General features: G+C 37.6%; 18 protein-coding genes, 2 tRNA genes and 1 pseudogene. 8 read left to right on the plus strand and 13 right to left on the minus strand.

Going from position 1 to position 17,860, the window contains the following annotated elements; genetic code table 11:
• Positions 1 to 14: 14 nt before the first annotated feature.
• Positions 15 to 965 carry a homoserine kinase gene (locus tag AC1M83_RS04650; protein WP_481590127.1) on the minus strand — a complete coding sequence of 317 codons (951 nt, stop codon included), beginning with the start codon at positions 963 to 965 and terminating at the stop codon, positions 15 to 17.
• Positions 966 to 1,079: 114 nt separating this feature from the next.
• On the opposite strand from AC1M83_RS04650, the gene hisF reads away from it, so the two are divergent.
• Positions 1,080 to 1,838, plus strand: a complete 759-nt coding sequence (gene hisF, locus AC1M83_RS04655; protein WP_035267573.1) for an imidazole glycerol phosphate synthase subunit HisF — start codon at positions 1,080 to 1,082, stop codon at positions 1,836 to 1,838.
• A gap of 265 nt (positions 1,839 to 2,103) precedes the next feature.
• On the opposite strand, the gene AC1M83_RS04660 is transcribed toward hisF, so the two are convergent.
• Complete coding sequence (locus AC1M83_RS04660; protein ID WP_180028773.1) at positions 2,104 to 2,739, minus strand: sterol desaturase family protein; 636 nt, start codon at positions 2,737 to 2,739, stop codon at positions 2,104 to 2,106.
• Between the two features lie 199 nt (positions 2,740 to 2,938).
• Between AC1M83_RS04660 and AC1M83_RS04665 the strand changes: the two genes are divergently transcribed.
• Positions 2,939 to 3,946: an AraC family transcriptional regulator gene (locus AC1M83_RS04665; protein WP_481590128.1), complete on the plus strand. Its 1,008-nt coding sequence runs from the start codon at positions 2,939 to 2,941 to the stop codon at positions 3,944 to 3,946.
• 42 nt (positions 3,947 to 3,988) lie between these two features.
• On the opposite strand, the gene AC1M83_RS04670 is transcribed toward AC1M83_RS04665, so the two are convergent.
• Positions 3,989 to 4,234, minus strand: coding sequence for a hypothetical protein (locus AC1M83_RS04670; protein WP_481590129.1), 246 nt, complete (start codon positions 4,232 to 4,234; stop codon positions 3,989 to 3,991).
• 72 nt (positions 4,235 to 4,306) lie between these two features.
• Entirely contained in the window at positions 4,307 to 5,350 is a 1,044-nt protein-coding gene (locus AC1M83_RS04675) for a DNA/RNA non-specific endonuclease (RefSeq protein WP_481590130.1), read from the minus strand.
• 300 nt (positions 5,351 to 5,650) lie between these two features.
• Here AC1M83_RS04675 and AC1M83_RS04680 point away from each other — a divergent pair, with 300 nt between their 5' ends.
• Positions 5,651 to 6,013, plus strand: a complete 363-nt coding sequence (locus AC1M83_RS04680; RefSeq protein ID WP_481590131.1) for a hypothetical protein — start codon at positions 5,651 to 5,653, stop codon at positions 6,011 to 6,013.
• 71 nt (positions 6,014 to 6,084) lie between these two features.
• Here the strand turns inward: AC1M83_RS04680 and AC1M83_RS04685 are convergent, their stop codons facing one another.
• A complete protein-coding gene (locus AC1M83_RS04685) occupies positions 6,085 to 7,965 on the minus strand; it encodes a potassium transporter Kup (protein WP_180028770.1) in 1,881 nt (626 codons plus the stop codon).
• 123 nt (positions 7,966 to 8,088) lie between these two features.
• On the opposite strand from AC1M83_RS04685, the gene AC1M83_RS04690 reads away from it, so the two are divergent.
• The 3 genes from AC1M83_RS04690 to AC1M83_RS04700 all read left to right on the plus strand — a co-directional run bounded on the left by AC1M83_RS04690 (position 8,089) and on the right by AC1M83_RS04700 (position 8,866).
• A tRNA-Ser gene (locus AC1M83_RS04690) sits at positions 8,089 to 8,179 on the plus strand.
• A 206-nt stretch (positions 8,180 to 8,385) separates the two neighbouring features.
• Positions 8,386 to 8,613, plus strand: coding sequence for a hypothetical protein (locus AC1M83_RS04695; protein WP_035267585.1), 228 nt, complete (start codon positions 8,386 to 8,388; stop codon positions 8,611 to 8,613).
• Positions 8,614 to 8,790: 177 nt separating this feature from the next.
• A tRNA-Thr gene (locus AC1M83_RS04700) sits at positions 8,791 to 8,866 on the plus strand.
• A gap of 49 nt (positions 8,867 to 8,915) precedes the next feature.
• On the opposite strand, the gene AC1M83_RS04705 is transcribed toward AC1M83_RS04700, so the two are convergent.
• The 3 genes from AC1M83_RS04705 to AC1M83_RS04715 form a co-directional block, all read right to left on the minus strand.
• Positions 8,916 to 9,755 carry an SAM-dependent methyltransferase gene (locus AC1M83_RS04705; RefSeq protein ID WP_481590132.1) on the minus strand — a complete coding sequence of 280 codons (840 nt, stop codon included), beginning with the start codon at positions 9,753 to 9,755 and terminating at the stop codon, positions 8,916 to 8,918.
• A gap of 8 nt (positions 9,756 to 9,763) precedes the next feature.
• Positions 9,764 to 11,062, minus strand: coding sequence for an FAD-dependent oxidoreductase (locus AC1M83_RS04710; RefSeq protein ID WP_481590133.1), 1,299 nt, complete (start codon positions 11,060 to 11,062; stop codon positions 9,764 to 9,766).
• Between the two features lie 448 nt (positions 11,063 to 11,510).
• Positions 11,511 to 12,380 carry a pirin family protein gene (locus AC1M83_RS04715; RefSeq protein WP_481590134.1) on the minus strand — a complete coding sequence of 290 codons (870 nt, stop codon included), beginning with the start codon at positions 12,378 to 12,380 and terminating at the stop codon, positions 11,511 to 11,513.
• Between the two features lie 300 nt (positions 12,381 to 12,680).
• On the opposite strand from AC1M83_RS04715, the gene ycaC reads away from it, so the two are divergent.
• Together ycaC and AC1M83_RS04725 are read left to right on the plus strand one after the other, a co-directional pair.
• Positions 12,681 to 13,307 carry an isochorismate family cysteine hydrolase YcaC gene (gene ycaC / locus AC1M83_RS04720; protein ID WP_035267592.1) on the plus strand — a complete coding sequence of 209 codons (627 nt, stop codon included), beginning with the start codon at positions 12,681 to 12,683 and terminating at the stop codon, positions 13,305 to 13,307.
• Positions 13,308 to 13,429: 122 nt separating this feature from the next.
• Positions 13,430 to 14,353, plus strand: a complete 924-nt coding sequence (locus tag AC1M83_RS04725; protein WP_035267593.1) for a LysR substrate-binding domain-containing protein — start codon at positions 13,430 to 13,432, stop codon at positions 14,351 to 14,353.
• A gap of 45 nt (positions 14,354 to 14,398) precedes the next feature.
• Here AC1M83_RS04725 and ahpC read toward each other — a convergent pair whose 3' ends face one another.
• The 5 genes and pseudogenes from ahpC to AC1M83_RS04750 all read right to left on the minus strand — a co-directional run bounded on the left by ahpC (position 14,399) and on the right by AC1M83_RS04750 (position 17,764).
• Positions 14,399 to 14,962: an alkyl hydroperoxide reductase subunit C gene (gene ahpC / locus AC1M83_RS04730; protein WP_035267594.1), complete on the minus strand. Its 564-nt coding sequence runs from the start codon at positions 14,960 to 14,962 to the stop codon at positions 14,399 to 14,401.
• Between the two features lie 419 nt (positions 14,963 to 15,381).
• Positions 15,382 to 15,876: a flavin reductase family protein gene (locus tag AC1M83_RS04735; RefSeq protein WP_035267597.1), complete on the minus strand. Its 495-nt coding sequence runs from the start codon at positions 15,874 to 15,876 to the stop codon at positions 15,382 to 15,384.
• Positions 15,877 to 15,988: 112 nt separating this feature from the next.
• Positions 15,989 to 16,422: pseudogene (locus tag AC1M83_RS04740) on the minus strand (uroporphyrinogen decarboxylase/cobalamine-independent methonine synthase family protein); the annotation flags it as partial.
• A 365-nt stretch (positions 16,423 to 16,787) separates the two neighbouring features.
• The gene (locus AC1M83_RS04745; protein WP_035267598.1) at positions 16,788 to 17,009 is read right to left on the minus strand and encodes a hypothetical protein; all 222 of its coding nucleotides are present in this window, start codon (positions 17,007 to 17,009) and stop codon (positions 16,788 to 16,790) included.
• Positions 17,010 to 17,551: 542 nt separating this feature from the next.
• A complete protein-coding gene (locus AC1M83_RS04750; protein WP_035267602.1) occupies positions 17,552 to 17,764 on the minus strand; it encodes a cold-shock protein in 213 nt (70 codons plus the stop codon).
• Positions 17,765 to 17,860 lie beyond the last annotated feature (96 nt).

Raw genomic sequence — 17,860 nt, forward strand, 5'->3', positions numbered from 1 at the left:
ATTTTTTAAATTTTTTAAGCTGTTACAAATTTTAATCGTTCAACCAGCATATTGCGCATTTCTAAAGGATTTTTTTGCAAAATATCCTCGCCAACACGCCCCATTTCTTTGTTCTTTTGAGCCACTAGCAAACGCATCATCCAGAAACGCCCAGCTGCCATCGCTAAATAGAGTTCTAGACATGATTTTTCATCACTGGTCATTTCACGTACACTTTGATAAGCCTCCAAGAATGCTAAGGCCTTTTCCTCATTCAAATGAACACTTGGATATTCCGTACAGAAATCATTCATCGTAATGGCGATATCAAACAAAAGTTCATCTTTATTCAACTCATAAAAATCGAGTATCCCTTTTAAAGTAGCCCCTTCAAATAAAGTGTTATCTCTAAATAGGTCAGAATGGATAAAACCTCGTGGACGATCAGGGTACATTGCGGTAAGAGCGTCATATAAACCTAACAAACTATTTAATAATACTTGATCGGCTGGATTTAACGTAGGTCGAAGCTGCTGAGCCACACTTAACCAATAATCATGATTACGATACTCTGCGCGCTCTAAGGGAAAGTTATCGAGAGCCACATGTATTTGAGCCTGTGCAATAGCAATGGACTGAACCTGTTCAAGTGATGAAGGCATAGGATGCTTGCCACGCATTCTAGGCGCAATTTGTGCAGGTTTATTTTTTAAGATCTGAATCGAACGTCCTGAATGTTTCAAAGGTACAGGCACAGGCAGACCTGCATGACCCAGATGCGCAAGTACAGGGACGAGTTCACCTGCGCCTTGCTCATCCATATCTTCAAAAATTGTTAAAACAAATTCGGTTTGATCTGCACAAACTAGAAAATAGTTCGTATTTTGAATACCTCCTTGAATCGGAATCAGGTCAATCACCTCTAATCCATAAGGCGTAGCAAAATCCTGAACTTCCTTTAAAGTCAAAGTGGTATAAACCGACATAAAAAAACCTGCGAAAAAACTTACATTATTTTGATAGAATACCTGCTCCGACTACCAAGGTGTAGCACCAAAGTCTGTAAGTTTCATAATCGGCTGTTATTTTTGGAAAAAATTATGCTTGCTAAACGTATTATTCCTTGCCTCGACGTAGATAACGGTCGAGTTGTAAAAGGTGTTCAATTCCTTGATATTCGTGATGCAGGCGACCCAGTTGAAGTAGCACGTCGTTATAACGAACAAGGTGCAGATGAGATTACTTTTCTCGATATCACTGCAACATCTAATGGGCGTGACACCACTTACCGTACGGTTGAGCGTATGGCTGAAACTGTATTTGTACCACTGACCGTAGGTGGCGGTGTTCGTAAAGTTGAAGATATTCGTTTATTGCTTAACGCTGGTGCAGACAAAGTCAGTATTAACTCAGCTGCTGTCTTTAATCCTGAATTCGTTCAAGAAGCCTCTCAACGTTTTGGTGCACAATGTATTGTAGTTGCGATTGATGCAAAAAAAACGGGTGAAAATAAGTGGGAAATTTTCACACATGGTGGTCGCAAACCAACGGGTATCGATGCGATTGAATGGTCTGTGAAAATGGCAGAATACGGCGCAGGCGAATTGCTCATTACGTCAATGGATGCAGATGGTACAAAAGCTGGTTATGACTTAGCATTGATGCGTCAAATTAATGATCGTGTAACGATTCCAACGATTGCTTCAGGCGGTGTGGGTAATCTTCAACATCTAGCAGACGGTATTTTACAAGGGGGGGCTGATGCGGTGCTTGCAGCCTCTATCTTCCACTTTGGTCAACACACCATCCCGGAAGCAAAACAATATTTAGCTGAACAAGGCATTGAAATGCGTCTTTAATCAGGCCCATAAAAAAGAGGCAAATGCCTCTTTTTTTTGCAAAAAAAAGAGCCCGAAGGCTCTAAAAACCAAGAAAAAACAGCGCTTGGTTCGTTATGCAAAGCGATAAACTGGAGAGTTCTACCATCAGATTTTCATTCTCCGATTTATTCATCTCATATCATAAATGACAGATCTGCACGAAATCTTGACAAAAGCTACATATTTTATTGACCAATCATGACAAACCAGATGTCAATTCAGCCAATTCCATATCTAATCTGACTTACTCCACTATAGCCAAAGCTTTTTTTGAAATATCGGAGCGCGCTGCTTTCTGCTCAACCCACTTTGCGGGGAAATATTGTTCAACAATATGATTGACTCGTTTTGAAATAAAAGACGGTAACTGCACCCCTAAAGGGTTATCTTCCTTCAAATCTGGCGTTGAAATGACGCGTGTCCCTAAAATGTAATCAAACCAAGGCTTAGTGACACACCAATTTGCATCTTGATTGGCGTTCATATGGTGGTCATAGTGCCAAGGAATTTTCTTTTTTGCCCAATGAGGTTCGAGGTGAGCTCTGCGATGCGTGTAGTAGTAGTTACAAGCACTATAAAGCACGGATAAACTCATGCCTTTCGAGATTGGATAAAATGCTGTTCCAAATACAGCAGCAACAATCCCCAATGATACGATTTCATTTTTTGTTCGCCAATTTGAGATTCCCTCTACATAACCCTCATCATGGAAATCTTGTGTTCTAACTTCACGGTGATGTGCCCAATGAGATTCCATATTTTTAGGCACAGGACTAAACCTCGCTTTACCCGGACGGTGTACACCATGTAGAACATATTTATGCGCGACCCATTCAAATCCATTGGCAATGATTAAGCCTGCAACAAAACCTTTAATCATGTTCAAAATCCCTGTTTCTTTTCTTTCAATATATCTAACTCAAGCTCTCAACCATTGACGCAAGATAAAATTTTCATTGACAAATCACGACATATTTTTCAATGTCGTATGGTAGAAAAAGCGCTTGTATGGCACTGTAAAAACAGGCTTAATAACTCATCGTGATTTCAATTGATAAAACAAGAAAAGTATTAATCACATGCAGCAGATAAAGGATTATTCAGGCTCGGTTCATGGTGGACTTGGACATCTCTTACATAATTATTGTGAAGAGAACGGTCTCCCTATTTCTGCAAAATTGGCAAGTATTCAGCAAGCCGAACGCTTTGACTTTAGCATTTGGCGTGAAATATTAAATGAAATTTATGAAGTACACCCACAACCTGCGTTAGGGTTAGAAATTGCTCAATGGGTCAAACCACAACATTTAGGCATTATCGCGTATATCGCTTTATCATGCGATAACCTAGCAGAAGCACTCACCCGTTATCATGAATATCATCGTTTAATTTATGATGGTACACCTCTCGCCGTCGATCTGGAGCAAGGCGTATTTAGCGTACGTTGGGAAGATTTGCCGATGCATTTGTCGACACAAATCACGGATGAAATTGCGATGGCATTATTGGTTGAATTTCTAAAACGTTATGCGGGTATTGAGCATTTACATATTCAAGAAATTCACTTTCGCTTTCCAGCACCAAAAAATGTTGCGATTTATGAGCGTTTTTTTCAGAGCAAAGTAAAATTCTCTCAGCCTCATGTCAAGCTTACTTTTCCAAGCCAGCTCCTACAAGCACCGATTAAACAAGCTGATCAAACTTTACAAAAACTCCTGATGCAGCAAGCTCAAGATTTGTTAAGTCGACTCCCCAATAACACACAAATCGATGAGCGGTTACAGCAAGCCATTCTGATTGGAATCCAAAGACACAATTATCAAATTCAAACTGTCGCAGAACAAGTGGGAATGTCAGTCAGACAACTTCAGCGCCATTTACAAAATCAAGGTGATACCTATCAGCAGCGCGTTCAAGAAGTCCGCAAACTTCTAGCGATTCAATATCTACAAGATCCTTATCTCAGCTTACATGAGATTTCGTTATTGCTCAGTTATTCTGAACAAAGTGCATTCCAACGCGCATTTCGTCAGTGGATGAAGATGACGCCCCAACAGTGGCGTATTCAACATCATATTCGCACTTGATGATTGTGAATTTAAGTCTTCAGTCTAAAGAAGATTGATGAATCACAAGAAAGGATTTTCTATTTCATTCTCAGCCGTCGTTTCTATTTTTTCTGCTAAATTTTTTTGATCTTCTAAGTAGATGACCATTGCATCTAAATATTGTTTTAACGCTTTCACAGCGGCTAAACCGGCTTGATCTTTGGTGATTTGTAAGTTGCCATAAATACTCACACGATCAAGATCATTTTCAAGCGTCAGGTCATGTATCGAATGTGACTCAGTCCCATTTTCAAAAGGCTTAAACATGGCAAATCTCTTTAAGTTTATAAATATCAATCCCTGAAGATAAATGAATCTTCAGGGCGAATTCGAGCTTTTTTATTTAAGGATTTGTAATAAATATTGCAACAATGCTTGAACCAACTCTTTCACGATTGCTTCTTGTGCTTGTTCATCGATCTTAGCCTCTTGATGCGTTGCGGTTGTATTGACAGGTACGCTTTGACTACTAAACTCTTTTTGTAGCGCTTTGAGTTGATCTGTTGAGATATCAACTGCACATTGGCTTTCGGCATCCCAGTGCGAATACTCTATGGCTTGTTGGGCTTTGACCTGATTGGCTTTTAATGGCAATTTATAAGTATTACGCTTTTGCTCAGATGTAAGTTGAGGAAACAAATTCATGCCAAGCACTTCTTCTAACTGACATACACTGACCACTTGCATCTGTAGTGAATTATTATTGGGAGCGTAATATGCGCCAATAGCACCTGTTTTAGGTATATATACGGCTTTAAACACCGCTGTTGGAACAATAACACCGCGTCCAATGGTTTTCAGTTTTTTGCCACTATATACAGGCCCGGTAATCACATACACATCATGTTTCTGCTTCGTAACGATTGCACGTGTCGCTTCCTCAATTTCTCGCCAGATTTGTTGGTTATTCTGCGGAGCTTGAGGAACCATATTGGCTAAAGAAAAACTGTCGTACTGTGCAGCTTTATTTGGCATATCAGCATTTGGAGCCATATGACCACGGTCATATCCCGACCCACGATAATCTGATAATAATGCTCGATGCTTTTCTGCTACACGAGTCTCCTCATGGAAACTGTCTTCTCTTTTTATTTTTTGGTTCAGCCGATCTGGATTCAGATATTCAGCTACCCATAATGGTGTTTTTGAGACACCAGAATACATAGTGGTGAATCCATTAAAGCATAATGGGTAGCGATCTTTATTTAAGCTCTCTTTGATTAAATAAGGTGGCTCTTGGCGATAAAATTGATTTAGACAAGCTGTATTATTAACCGAACCTGAAAAGGGCAGATATGAAGACAACTTTTCTTGACCGAAAGCAATTGCAAAGCTTCCTGCTGCAACAATACCTAATACAGCTTTTACCACAATATTATTCAAACTCAGATTACCTATTCATTCCGTGTTCAACTTCTGGCCCAATGCGTGGGCTTTATTCAAAACCGGCCACAGCTTAACAAGCTATGAATTTGAAGTACATCAAGTGAATTTTCAAGTGAATAAAGGATCTTCGCATTCCGTTCAAATATCACTCAAAATAAGTAACAAATTGTTGTTTTTATAGAATAGTTTTTTAACACTCTTTAAGGTTTTACGTGTATTTGATTGAATTACATCAATTACTTGTGAGATGCTATAAAAGTTATTTAGTAAATTAAAAGAATTGAAAGTGAGGACACTATGAAATTAGCACATACTTCTTTGACAGCATTAGTAATGGGTTTATCTTTGGCAAGTGCAAGTGCATTTGCTGAGCCACCAGTTCAAGCTGGCGAAACTTTGGAAAGCCTTTCTAAAGCTAAAGTCGTAACAACAGTGAATGGTCAGCCTGGTACTTTACAAGAAGTATTAGCTAATGGTCAGATGAAAGTTATTTCTGAAGGTGCTACAACACAAGCGCCTGCTGATGCGAAAGCGCCTCTTGGAAACTTACCACCTGCTGAAGCAGAAGAAACTGCTCCTCAAGCACAAACTGCAGTTCCAGCTCAACCTGAAGTAAATGCAACTGAAGAAGCGCCTGTAGAAGCACCAGCGGCTGAGTAATGTATTAGACTTAATAAAAAAACCGCCTTTGAGGCGGTTTTTTTATATCCAAAATTTTAGCAAACGCTTACTCAGATTTCGATCTGGCTTCCCATTTCGACCACGCGATTTGGTGGAATTAAATAGAAATCACTCACAGGACTGGTATTCCGCTGCATTGATATAAATAATTTTTCACGCCATGGCGCCATTCCCTCTCCCACGGTATGAATCAGACGATCACGTGAAATAAAGAAACTAATTTGCATCATATCAAATTCAAAATTTAACTGCTTATATGCCGCTTTCAGCGCAACTGGAATGTTGGGTTGGTCTTTAAACCCATAATATACAAAAATCCTAAAGAATCGATTATCCATCTTTTCTACACGAATTCTCTCAATATCAGGTACATATGGTACATCTTTAGTAATGACCGTAATCATCATATTACGTTCGTGTAGAACCTTATTATGCTTAATATTGTGCAACATCGCATGTGGAACGATATTAGGTGTTCCTGTGAGGAAAATTGCATCCCCAGGAACGATCAGCGTTTCATCACTCATCTTGACACTTTGAATAAAGAGATCAATAGGTAACGCATCAGACTCAAGCTTATTAAGTACGATTTGACGGCCATCTTTCCACGTCATTAAAACGGTAAATACAATTGCACCTATCAAGATCGGCACCCATCCACCACCAACAATTTTTAAAGAAGTCGAAGCAACAAAAATGAGGTCAATGATCAATAAAGGCACAGCAAAAAGGGCTACTTTCCAAACAGGCCAGCGCCAAACGCCATAAGCTAAAATCGAAATTAAAATCGTACCACACAGCATAGTCATGGTCACTGCTACACCATAGGCACTGGCAAGATTCGCACTATTTTCAAATAATAAAATGAGAATAATGACTGAAATAAATAATACCCAGTTGATGAATGGGACATAGATTTGTCCTTGTTCAATATCAGAGGTGTGTTGCACGGTTAAACGCGGTAAATAGCGTAATTGGATCGCTTGATTGACCATTGAGAATACACCCGTAATCACCGCTTGTGAGGCAATCACAGCAGCAGCGGTTGCAAGACCAATCATTGGAAATAAAGCCCAATCAGGGACCAACAGGTAAAATGGGTTCTCAATTGCATTTGGGTCTCGTAAAAGTAGAGCACCTTGACCCGCATAGTTAAAAACTAGACTTGGCAATACAATCACAAACCAAGCAAGCTTAATGGGCATGCGACCAAAATGTCCCATATCTGCATATAGTGCTTCACCACCCGTCATCGTTAAAATGACGGCACCCATCGTGAGGAATGCAACAAAAGGTTGGTTGATGATAAAGCCAAACGCCCAGTGCGGACTGATCATTGCCAACACGAACGGTGTTTGCATAACACTCCATAAGCCTAATAGTCCAATAGATGCAAACCACAATAATGTGATTGGTCCAAAGAACTTACCCATGGTCGCCGTGCCGTGGCGCTGAATTAAAAACAGTGCTGTTAAAATACCGACGGCCAATGGTAATAACCATTGATTAAACATCGGAGTCGCAATACTTAAACCTTCAATCGCAGATAAAATAGAAATTGCTGGGGTAATAATGCCATCACCAAAAAACAGTGATGCACCGATAAAGCCCAAGGCAATGAGATAAATTTTGCGCTGATCTGCAATACGAGTTGAACGTAGATTTAAGGCAAGAAGCGACATAATACCGCCTTCACCATTGTTATCTGCCTTCATAATGACTGAGACATATTTAAAGCTGATGGTGAGCATCATGCACCAGAAAATGAGCGACAAAATGCCCAGAACGGTTGCCTCAGTAATTGCAATATGAGCCGTAAGGAAGCATTGACGCAATGCATACAGAGGACTGGTTCCAATGTCACCAAACACCACCCCTAATGCTGCCAATGTTACCGCAGGAAGTGCGGCTTTTTTTGCAGTGCTTTGCATATTTTAGTCTTCATGCATTCGACAGAATTTTTCGGCAATCATATCACTGGCTAAAAACTTTTTCTTTAAATCAATTGTTTCAACTTGGCATCTGCTTTTTTTTTAGTTATCATCGCACGCCTTGGTGAAGTGTCCGAGTGGCTGAAGGAGCACGCCTGGAAAGTGTGTATACGTTAATAGCGTATCGAGGGTTCGAATCCCTCTTTCACCGCCAGAATTTAAAAAACCGAATCATGAGATTCGGTTTTTTTTCGCCTAAAACTTCGCTTTTGGCACGTATCTCGCTTCATTTTACTGTCATCAACATCATGTTAAGTTAATAAAAACAATACTTAAGGAGCTGAACAACCTAACAACGTTATTCAAATAGATGATTTTTGCACACCTATAAAATAGAGAACCTGCTATTCCGGAGATAATATGAATAACAGCGCCAACTATGTAAAACAAATTAAAAACGCAAAACGTGGTGGCTACACACCCACTATCGCTAAAGATGTGAATAAACACAAAATTCAAAAAGCGCTAAGATTAATTGAGCAATGGAGAAAATTAGCACAAGAGTTAAAACCTCAAATGCAATTTGATATGGCTTATACTCTTGAAGAGTGTGCACAAGACCTTGATCGTATTCTAAAAAACAAATAGCTGATCCTATAAAATTCTCTCAAGATGCCTGTACACGCTACGACGGGCATCACTATAAAATGAGGAGAAAAGACGATCAAAAATAAAGCAAAAACAATTCATCCTGCTCAATTTTAATTAATCGATTAATTTTTGACTTGCGTTTTAGTGAAAAAACGCTATTATTCTCTCCACGTTGCCGGCATAGCTCAGTTGGTAGAGCAACTGACTTGTAATCAGTAGGTCCACAGTTCGAATCCGTGTGCCGGCACCATTTTATACTTAGCCTCGCTTTTTAGTGAGGCTTTGTTGTTTTTGATGATTTATTTTTTACTTGCACTCACTTGTACATATCGTACGATTCCCTCTTGATAAAGTTTCGCACACAACTTTGCTGTCATCTTAATTTTTGCCAAATCTAAAACGTGATACGAATGAGCTTGGATGTTATTTTTAAAAATATCACTCTGAATATACGTTGCAAATCCTGCAAATACCTCGTGACTCAAATCTTGAATATGTATATCTCTAAAACCCGTTTGCACTAAGATTGATTGTGTTTCATCGAATGAGTGCAAATGGTTCAGTTGAACGTCAGCTGCTTTTAATAATAATTTAACTTTCAATTGCGCTAGAGGACTCAAAGTATAGAACTTTGAATTCAAAGCAAGATAATGAAATGCTAAGCGTCCTTTTGAATTCAAAATACCATCTACAGAACGAAGAAATAAATTCAAATTACTGTGATAAGCAGCATCGATGCAAATTGCCGCATCAAATTTAAATTCAAATGATCTAGATTCTAAATTTAAAAATGTTCCCTGCGAGATCCGATTGACATGAGGTAAAAACTTACGCGTATGATTTACATAATATTGTTGTAATTCAATTCCTTCCAAGTATTCGATTTGAAATTTTTCTTTCCATAAAATTAGGCTAGCACCTTGTCCACAACCTAAATCAATTAATTTATCTTTTGAATTTAAATCAATAGATTGAGCAAGGGTTATTGCGAGTAACTCGCAGGCTTGTGGATAATTCAGCTGGTCAGTTTTCCACAGACCTAAATTACTCCAAGCACAATTACGGTAATCCCCCAATAAAGCTGCATTGATCGCATATTTATGTCGAGGGGCTTTCATCCATGCTTGGAGCTTCTTCATTCAATCCCTTAATATCCTAACTCTGGTGCAACCTGTACCTTAGGCTTTAAACCTAAAAATGGTAACGGCGCATCGAGTAATTTTGCTATATCCATTGCTGAAGTCACCGCTGACTCCAAAATTGGTAATCCATCACATGACCAAGAGCCACAATAAAATACTTTACGACCTTGTTGTTGGTGACGAGCATTCAACTCATGCGTTAGTGGTAGAGTATGTCGGTCTACAACAGCTCTAGTGAGTTTCACTTTATGTATTACTTTTTTAGGATCAATCTCAATTACTGGATTCCAAGTTTGAAAAACAGGAGATTTACCCACTAATGTTGGCTCAATCGAATTCAGCCAAACAGTGAAATGCTGTTTAGTAAATTTACGATCCATCATATAACTCAATACGCACCAATCTTTACGCTTCACAGGCATTACCACTGAATCAGTATGAATGACCAATTCACCATCAACAAACTTAAATTGTTTGAGAAGTGCAATATCATCCGCAAACTGTTCAGCATCTAAAAACTCATGAACTTTTGTTGTTGGTGTCGCGACTATCACACGATCAAATAAGTCAGATTCACCTGCTTCATTTTCCACATAGACTAAATCATCCTGCTCTTGTACACGAGTAATAGGCTGCCCACTTCTTAAATCGATATCTTCCAGCAATTTATCAACGAAAGCTGGAGTCCCACCTTGAATTCGAAGAAGTGCATCTCCATCCGTCAGTTGGCGTAAGAAAATCAACAATGGTTTCGCTGGCCATTCACCAATGGTTTTTGCATCACATGTACAAATGGTAAATAGGACAGGCATGACTGCCCCATTCCAAAATACTTCTTCTATTTGGTTATATTTAACGAACTCATCTAAAGTGATATCTTGATTTTTAGATTTAAAAAACTGCTTCAATGCAGATCTAAGTTGTAACATCCCTTTCACTAAACGGATGCCATATTGCTTTAATCCTTTTCGATTGTTAATGATTGGAAAGTTGCCTATGCGTGAACGTGATGTTGTCAGCCAAGTTTCGATTTTATCTTCAAATAACCAGCTACATGACATATAGGTACGTACTGGAAAAGTGTTGAGACCCAAATGTGTGGCAAGACTCAATGTATTTTTCCAGAGCATTGGATTCATGACACGTAATGGCGAATCAATAATCCCACCTTCATACTCAAGACTATAACTATCCATACCACGCCCTGGAAGCGCCTCGAAAACTGTGATCTGGTGACCAGCATCCTTGAGAATTCTCGCAGTTGCCAACCCTGCCATACCACTTCCAATCACTGCAATTTTCAAAATTATGATCCAAGCATTAAAAATTTTTTTAATTATGCGATAGAACACTTTGAAACTTGCTATTAAAAACTTCCAGATTTTATTTGTTTTTGATTAATTTTTAATCAAATAAATTTGCGTAAAATTCTTGCTACACTATTCGTCATACGCTAAATATTTAATACACTTGTATTTTTTAAGAAATCAAAAAATATGTTTAAAAACAAAATAGATATTTTCACCAATAATTTAATTTTTTAGTTTACAGCTTAAAAAAAATGCATTATCATTGTTTTGAAAATGAGAACTACATCACATTAATAAGAAACACAAATAGAATGTGATCTAGAAAATAAATATAAATTACAGCGTATAAGGACCTCTGTTGTGTGGGATAGAGGTCCTTTATTTTTTTAAAGTGATGATTACAAAAAAAGCGGAAATGATATTTCCGCTTTTCTCGTTCCAATTAACGTGCAATTTCACCAAATTTACCATTATTGAAATCATGAAAAGCTTGAATGATTTCTTCTTTGGTGTTCATGACGAATGGTCCATGCCCTTGAATTGGCTCATTTAGTGGCTCACCTGTAAGCACTAAAAATTGTGTATCTTTATATGCTTGCAATTGAATTGCTGCCTCACCATCACGAGCAAACATCACAATTGAACTGTCTAGAACTTTTTGAGTCCCATTAATTACGAGTTCACCATTCAACACTACAACCAATACGTTGTGATCTACAGGAACATGTATGAATGTTTCATACTCAGCTTTAAGCTGACCATCCCACACATTTATTGGAGTAAATGTTTCAGCAGGACCATAATGACCACCAAACTCACCCGCAATTACACGGATGTGACCAGCAGCATCATCCATGGTAATTGTTGGAATATCATGAGATGTGATCGCTTGATAACGTGGTTGAGTCATTTTATCTTTGGCTGGTAGATTGACCCAAAGCTGTGCCATTTCAAGAATTCCACCTTTTTGAGCAAATTCAGGAGAATGAAACTCTTCGTGAACCAATCCGGCCCCAGCAGTCATCCATTGCACATCTCCTGCCTGGATAACACCACCACCACCACTGGAATCCTTATGTGCTAAACCACCTTGGTAGGCGATAGTCACTGTTTCAAATCCGCGATGAGGATGTGAGCCAACACCTAACTGACGTGTCGTTGGCTCAAAGTGATGTGGTGCACCATAATCTAATAACAAAAAAGGACTAAGTGCTTGACCTAACCGATCATAAGAAAATAAGTTACGCACTGGCAGACCATCACCAACCCAATGTGTATGTTGGTTACGATAAACCCCAATTACTCTTTTCATCTTTTACTCCTATATTCGATAGGATGAACATGCGCTAATTTTAGACTTTGCACAGAAAATAAAAAGAGCTTTACTGCCACACAGATTCCTATTTTTATGATTATAATAATCTAAATTAATTCATATATGTGACTATTCACTGAAATTTGAAATTCATGATTACAATATTCCTATTAATAAGACTAATTATCCTAAAAATGGTCACAAATTTATCTCATTTTCAGTCTAATATAACTGGTGACTGAATACGAGTTCATTGATACGTATTCACACTTACTAACATCATAGAGGCTAATAATAATGGGCAAACCTTACGTTCGTTTAGATAAAGATAATGCAGTAGTGCTTTTAGTCGATCACCAAACAGGTCTTCTTTCTCTTGTACGTGATATCGATCCTGATAAGTTTAAAAACAATGTTTTAGCACTCGCAGCAGCAGCAAAATACTTTAACTTGCCGACAATTTTAACAACAAGTTTTGAAGATGGTCCTAATGGTCCACTCGTTCCAGAATTAGTTGAAATGTTCCCTGATGCTCCATATATCGCGCGTCCAGGTCAAATCAATGCTTGGGATAACGAAGATTTTGTAAATGCTGTTAAAGCGACAGGTAAAAAACAACTGATCATCGCTGGTGTTGTGACTGAAGTATGTGTTGCATTCCCTACACTTTCAGCTCTTGCTGAAGACTTTGATGTATTCGTGATTACTGATGCATCTGGTACATTCAACCAAATTACGCGCGATGCTGCATGGAACCGCATGTCTCAAGCAGGTGCTCAACTTATGACATGGTTTGGTGCTGCAGGTGAGTTACATCGTGACTGGCGTAATGATATCGAAGGTTTAGGTGCTTTATTCGGTGAGCATATTCCTGACTATAAAAACTTAATGGTTAGCTATGTAAAGAACACCACTAAAAAATAATATTTAATAAAAGCGACCTTTGGGTCGCTTTTTTTTACCATATTCAAAACCCAAGATGATTTCTTGAACGGCTTAGTTTAACCTATGCTTAAACTTTATCAGATCAGGCGTCGAGGTGAAAATTGCATTCATTTGATGACTATTACTATTTTTATTTGGTCGTTAAATACGGCGGTTTCAGTGCTGCTAGTGACGCGTCAAATATAACTAAATCAAAGCTTAGTCGACGTATTTTAGAACTCGAAGCAAAATTTAATGTCACACTCATTCAACGTTCTACTCGCCATTTCAAAGTAACGCCTTTAGGTCAAGAATTTTTTCAAGAATGTGAAAAAGTAATCAACCAAGTTGATTGCGCTCATAATGTTTTACTTAAACAGAAAAGTGAACCTCAGGGTCTAGTTAAAATTAGTTGCCCACCCGTAATGATGCGTTATCAAATTCGCTCTTTACTCAATGATTTTTTGAAGCGCTATCCAAAAGTTCAAGTCGAGATGGAATTAACCAGCCGACGCGTAGATGTATTGCACGATGATATTGACTTGGCGATCAGAACTAATTTTTCTGCCAATGAAGACTCCACCATCGTGGTTCGTGATGTCATCAAAACCACTCATTGTTTAGTGGCAACCCCTGAGCTTTTACAGGGTCGCGTTTTAGAATATCCAACTGAAATCAATGATTTTCCAACAATTGTTTTAGGAACTCAAAAAACACACTATCAATGGAATTTGCACCGAATTGAAGGGCATGATCTCATTGAAATTCCATTACAACCACGTATTAAAAGTAATGATTTGGCTGGTGTGTATTATTCAGTGATGGATGGATTAGGTATTGCAGATCTACCTTATCTTACAGTGCAAAAGGATTTGGCAGCAGGACGGCTTATACACATCTTACCTGACTGGTGCTCAAATATAGGGACTGTGCAACTCGTTTATGCATCACGTAAAGGACAACGACTCGTGATGGAAAAACTCATCGACCACTTGGTTGAAGGTTTACGACAAGCAGCACAAAATCAAGAAGGTTATGCCTCTTAATAAAAAACCAGCACATCGTGCTGGTTCTTTACTTTTCAACTTAATTTAGATCTTACCTACAAGATCGATTGATGGTGCAAGTGTAGCATCACCTTCTTTCCATTTCGCAGGACATACTTCGCCTGGGTGGGCATGAACATATTGAGCCGCTTTCACTTTGCGAAGAAGTTCTTGAGCATCACGACCAATACCACCTGCATTAATCTCTACAATTTGAATTTTTCCTTCAGGATCAATTACAAATGTACCACGATCTGCCAAACCTTCAGATTCAATCAATACATCAAAGTTTTTAGACAATGTCCACGTTGGGTCACCAATAAGTGGATACTGAATTTTACCAATCACATCTGAAGTATCATGCCAAGCTTTATGTGTGAAATGAGTATCTGTAGATACACCATAAATTTCTACACCTAACTTTTGGAATTCAGCATAGTTATCAGCAAGATCGCCTAATTCTGTTGGACATACAAATGTAAAATCTGCAGGATAGAAAAAGACAACAGACCATTTACCTTTAAAATCTTGCTCAGAAACTTCAATGAACTCACCATTTTGATAAGCAGTTGCATTGAATGGTTTGACTTCAGTATTGATTAAACTCATGTGTTTTCCTCTATTTCTTTGTGAGAGTGTTGCTTCGTTGAAATAGAGAATACAAAAGATGATTGGATTGGTAAAACCGAAAGTATTTATAAAAACAATCGAATTTCCAGATTTAAAAGTTAATATATTTCTTTAAGAGAATAAATTAAATATAAAACACTGATTTTTTTTAAAACTTATTTAATTGTTTTCAAATTTTTGAAAATAATACTTTTCTTTTTTCATCCCAAAGAGAAAGATCATTCACTCTGTATGACCATAAACGATTCGAGTAATATCCATTGGGTTTAACCTCACACTATGAAAGCTCACTGTTCGAGGCTTACGATTCACCATCTTTCCCAAGATCATTAATCAAACGCTGATCTATTTCTATAATCATTATAAGAAACGATTGAAAATCTTGCTGCTCTAGCTCATTAAACTTCCTCTTCTGCACTCACCTGATGATAAGATCGATTAAAATAGACAAGACTTTCCTCTTGCGAGCTTTGTTGAATGGCTACAACTCGGCAAATAAAAATACTGTGTGTGCCCACTCGTTGAATTTGCTCAATCTCACAATCAAAACTGACTAAAGCGTCCTTTAAGACCGGGCAACCTGTTTTCAATTTACCCCATTGGGCTAATCCAAAACGTTGTTCTGCACTTAATTGACTCGATGCAAAAGCATTTGAAAGAGACTCATGTTGAGAACTGAGCACATTGACAGATAAAACTTTGTTCTCAATAAAATACTGATGAGATCGGGATGATTGATTCATACACACCAAAAGCGTAGCAGGTGAATCAGTAACGCTACATACAGCAGAAGCCGTGAAACCATGCTGTCCTGTTTCACCAGCTGTTGTAATAATATTGACTGCAGTGGTTAATAAAGACATTGCGTTTCTGTAGTCTGAAGCTTCAACCATTTTTCTCTTCTCAAATATAAATTGCTAAACTCGTGCGAACCTAGGATATAGGTGATTGCACAGATGATCCATCTTGAATGTAGAAAATAAACTCAGCTAAAGCACTAACTTCTTAGTTTAAGATCGCTGAACCCATACTTAAGGCTTCAAGTTTGTCACGTCCCACGTGACGAGACAGTGGTATCATTCCACAGTGGGTTGAAGGGTATAGCTTATCAGCATCGACAAATTGCAAAACTTTACGCAAAGTGTTCACCATTTCGTCAAGTGTTTCAATTTGATTGGTTGCCACATCGATTACACCGATCATGACTTTCTTCCACGAATCAGTTCAATAAGATCCATGGATATATGTGAGTTTTGCACTCTAGAGAAATGATGCCCCAACTTAGATTTTTGTAGTATCGGGAGTGACGTTTCAAAAGGACACCGTTCATCACTCAAAGTTTGTTTCCCATTTTTATTATCTTTCATAGAATTACTTTTACAAATATGTATGGCGGTTTCACATTTCAAATTTTCAAGCGCTAGCTCAAGAATAGCAATTCTCTAGACAAATCAAAATTAACTTTGTATCAAATTACTCAAGGTCATCAATAGAAATAAATCAAGTAGCGATCTAACGTCGCTCGAATTACGAGTCTAAAAGCTCTATGATGAACTGTGCTCAGATTATTCACGGTATATTTACTTAAGACCAATCAAAATAATTCGATCAATAAACCTATCATGACTACCTAAAAAAAGAGCCTAGATAGTGAATCTAGGCTTCTCTTATTTTTATGCTGGGATACTTGCTACTATATCCTCTCGAGACCAGAGTCTGTGATTTTGTATCGCTTTCTTAAATTTATCTTGATGATCTTTAAAGGTTTTACTACTAAAAATAGCATCATTTATGAAAAATATTTTTAAATCATAATCTTATATAGATTATTAAATCCCAAGAAAAAAGATCGGCCATCTAAGTTTATTTCAAATACTTCACCTGATTCGACTTCAACTTGTTTAGAAACTTCTACAAGAATTTGCCCTCTCATCGTATTTTGAACTTTATGAAATGGGATAATGTTAATTCGAATGGTTTCACCATTCACTGCTTTTGCTGTAGTCCAGCCATTAGAGATATTCATTTTCACTTACTCATTAATGAGCTCATGTAAAATTAAAAATAATATTAAATATTTAAATCGAGAGTATGGATTCTGATATCGAAGAGGCTCAAGCCTATAATTCAAATTACAATTTTACATTAGCATGTATTTAATTATAAAAAGCCCACAATGAGATTGTGGACTTCTAAGATCGGCATGGTGCGAGTTCATGCTCTGCGTTAACTGTTTAGACATCATAGATATTAAAATCTATAAATTGAGAATACGCAATTCTAAGTTCTATCTAAACACTTCCGTTTCGCTTACGGATTCGATCAACAACGATTATACCATAAAAAATACTTTATGGTTTAATTTTAATATTTAAATGAGCTGATAAATTTTACCAGTATTTAAACTATGAAAATTTAAATCAAAACTAGGTCTTATATTTTCATTATTAACAGTGATAAATTTAATATTTATTTGAGATAAGTTCGAAGCATGCTGCGAAGTATTAAATGTACCTATCACTGCATATTTAACTTCAAACTGATCTTTCACCTCAATTAATGAGGTATTCATGAAATAGCTACAATATCACTTGCTTGTAAGCCACGCTGACCTTGTTGCACAACAAATTGAACTCGCTGTCCTTCGACTAGATTCTTGAAACCATTTGCTCGAATTTCACTAAAATGAGCAAATACATCTTGACCATTATCTACAGCGATAAATCCGAAACCCTTAGTTTCGTTGAACCACTTAACAGTACCAGTTGTTAAATTAGACATCATTTATTTCCTATATTATGTAATGAATAATTAGAAAATAATTTTGAAGATAGACTTTTAATAGAATGAAAGATGTAATTAATATCAGATCAAAAT

Source organism: Acinetobacter sp. 25-47-130 (assembly GCF_056779705.1).

Excerpts from the sequence above, each read along its gene's own strand:
- AC1M83_RS04705 (WP_481590132.1), bottom strand. The coding sequence starts at position 9,755 with ATGAAGAAGCTCCAAGCATGGATGAAAGCCCCTCGACATAAATATGCG.
- AC1M83_RS04735 (WP_035267597.1), bottom strand. The coding sequence starts at position 15,876 with ATGGTTGAAGCTTCAGACTACAGAAACGCAATGTCTTTATTAACCACT.
- AC1M83_RS04680 (WP_481590131.1), top strand. The coding sequence starts at position 5,651 with ATGAAATTAGCACATACTTCTTTGACAGCATTAGTAATGGGTTTATCT.
- ycaC (WP_035267592.1), top strand. The coding sequence starts at position 12,681 with ATGGGCAAACCTTACGTTCGTTTAGATAAAGATAATGCAGTAGTGCTT.
- AC1M83_RS04660 (WP_180028773.1), bottom strand. The coding sequence starts at position 2,739 with ATGATTAAAGGTTTTGTTGCAGGCTTAATCATTGCCAATGGATTTGAA.
- AC1M83_RS04715 (WP_481590134.1), bottom strand. The coding sequence starts at position 12,380 with ATGAAAAGAGTAATTGGGGTTTATCGTAACCAACATACACATTGGGTT.
- hisF (WP_035267573.1), top strand. The coding sequence starts at position 1,080 with ATGCTTGCTAAACGTATTATTCCTTGCCTCGACGTAGATAACGGTCGA.
- AC1M83_RS04750 (WP_035267602.1), bottom strand. The coding sequence starts at position 17,764 with ATGTCTAATTTAACAACTGGTACTGTTAAGTGGTTCAACGAAACTAAG.
- AC1M83_RS04650 (WP_481590127.1), bottom strand. The coding sequence starts at position 965 with ATGTCGGTTTATACCACTTTGACTTTAAAGGAAGTTCAGGATTTTGCT.
- AC1M83_RS04695 (WP_035267585.1), top strand. The coding sequence starts at position 8,386 with ATGAATAACAGCGCCAACTATGTAAAACAAATTAAAAACGCAAAACGT.
- AC1M83_RS04665 (WP_481590128.1), top strand. The coding sequence starts at position 2,939 with ATGCAGCAGATAAAGGATTATTCAGGCTCGGTTCATGGTGGACTTGGA.
- AC1M83_RS04685 (WP_180028770.1), bottom strand. The coding sequence starts at position 7,965 with ATGCAAAGCACTGCAAAAAAAGCCGCACTTCCTGCGGTAACATTGGCA.
- ahpC (WP_035267594.1), bottom strand. The coding sequence starts at position 14,962 with ATGAGTTTAATCAATACTGAAGTCAAACCATTCAATGCAACTGCTTAT.
- AC1M83_RS04745 (WP_035267598.1), bottom strand. The coding sequence starts at position 17,009 with ATGAATATCTCTAATGGCTGGACTACAGCAAAAGCAGTGAATGGTGAA.
- AC1M83_RS04670 (WP_481590129.1), bottom strand. The coding sequence starts at position 4,234 with ATGTTTAAGCCTTTTGAAAATGGGACTGAGTCACATTCGATACATGAC.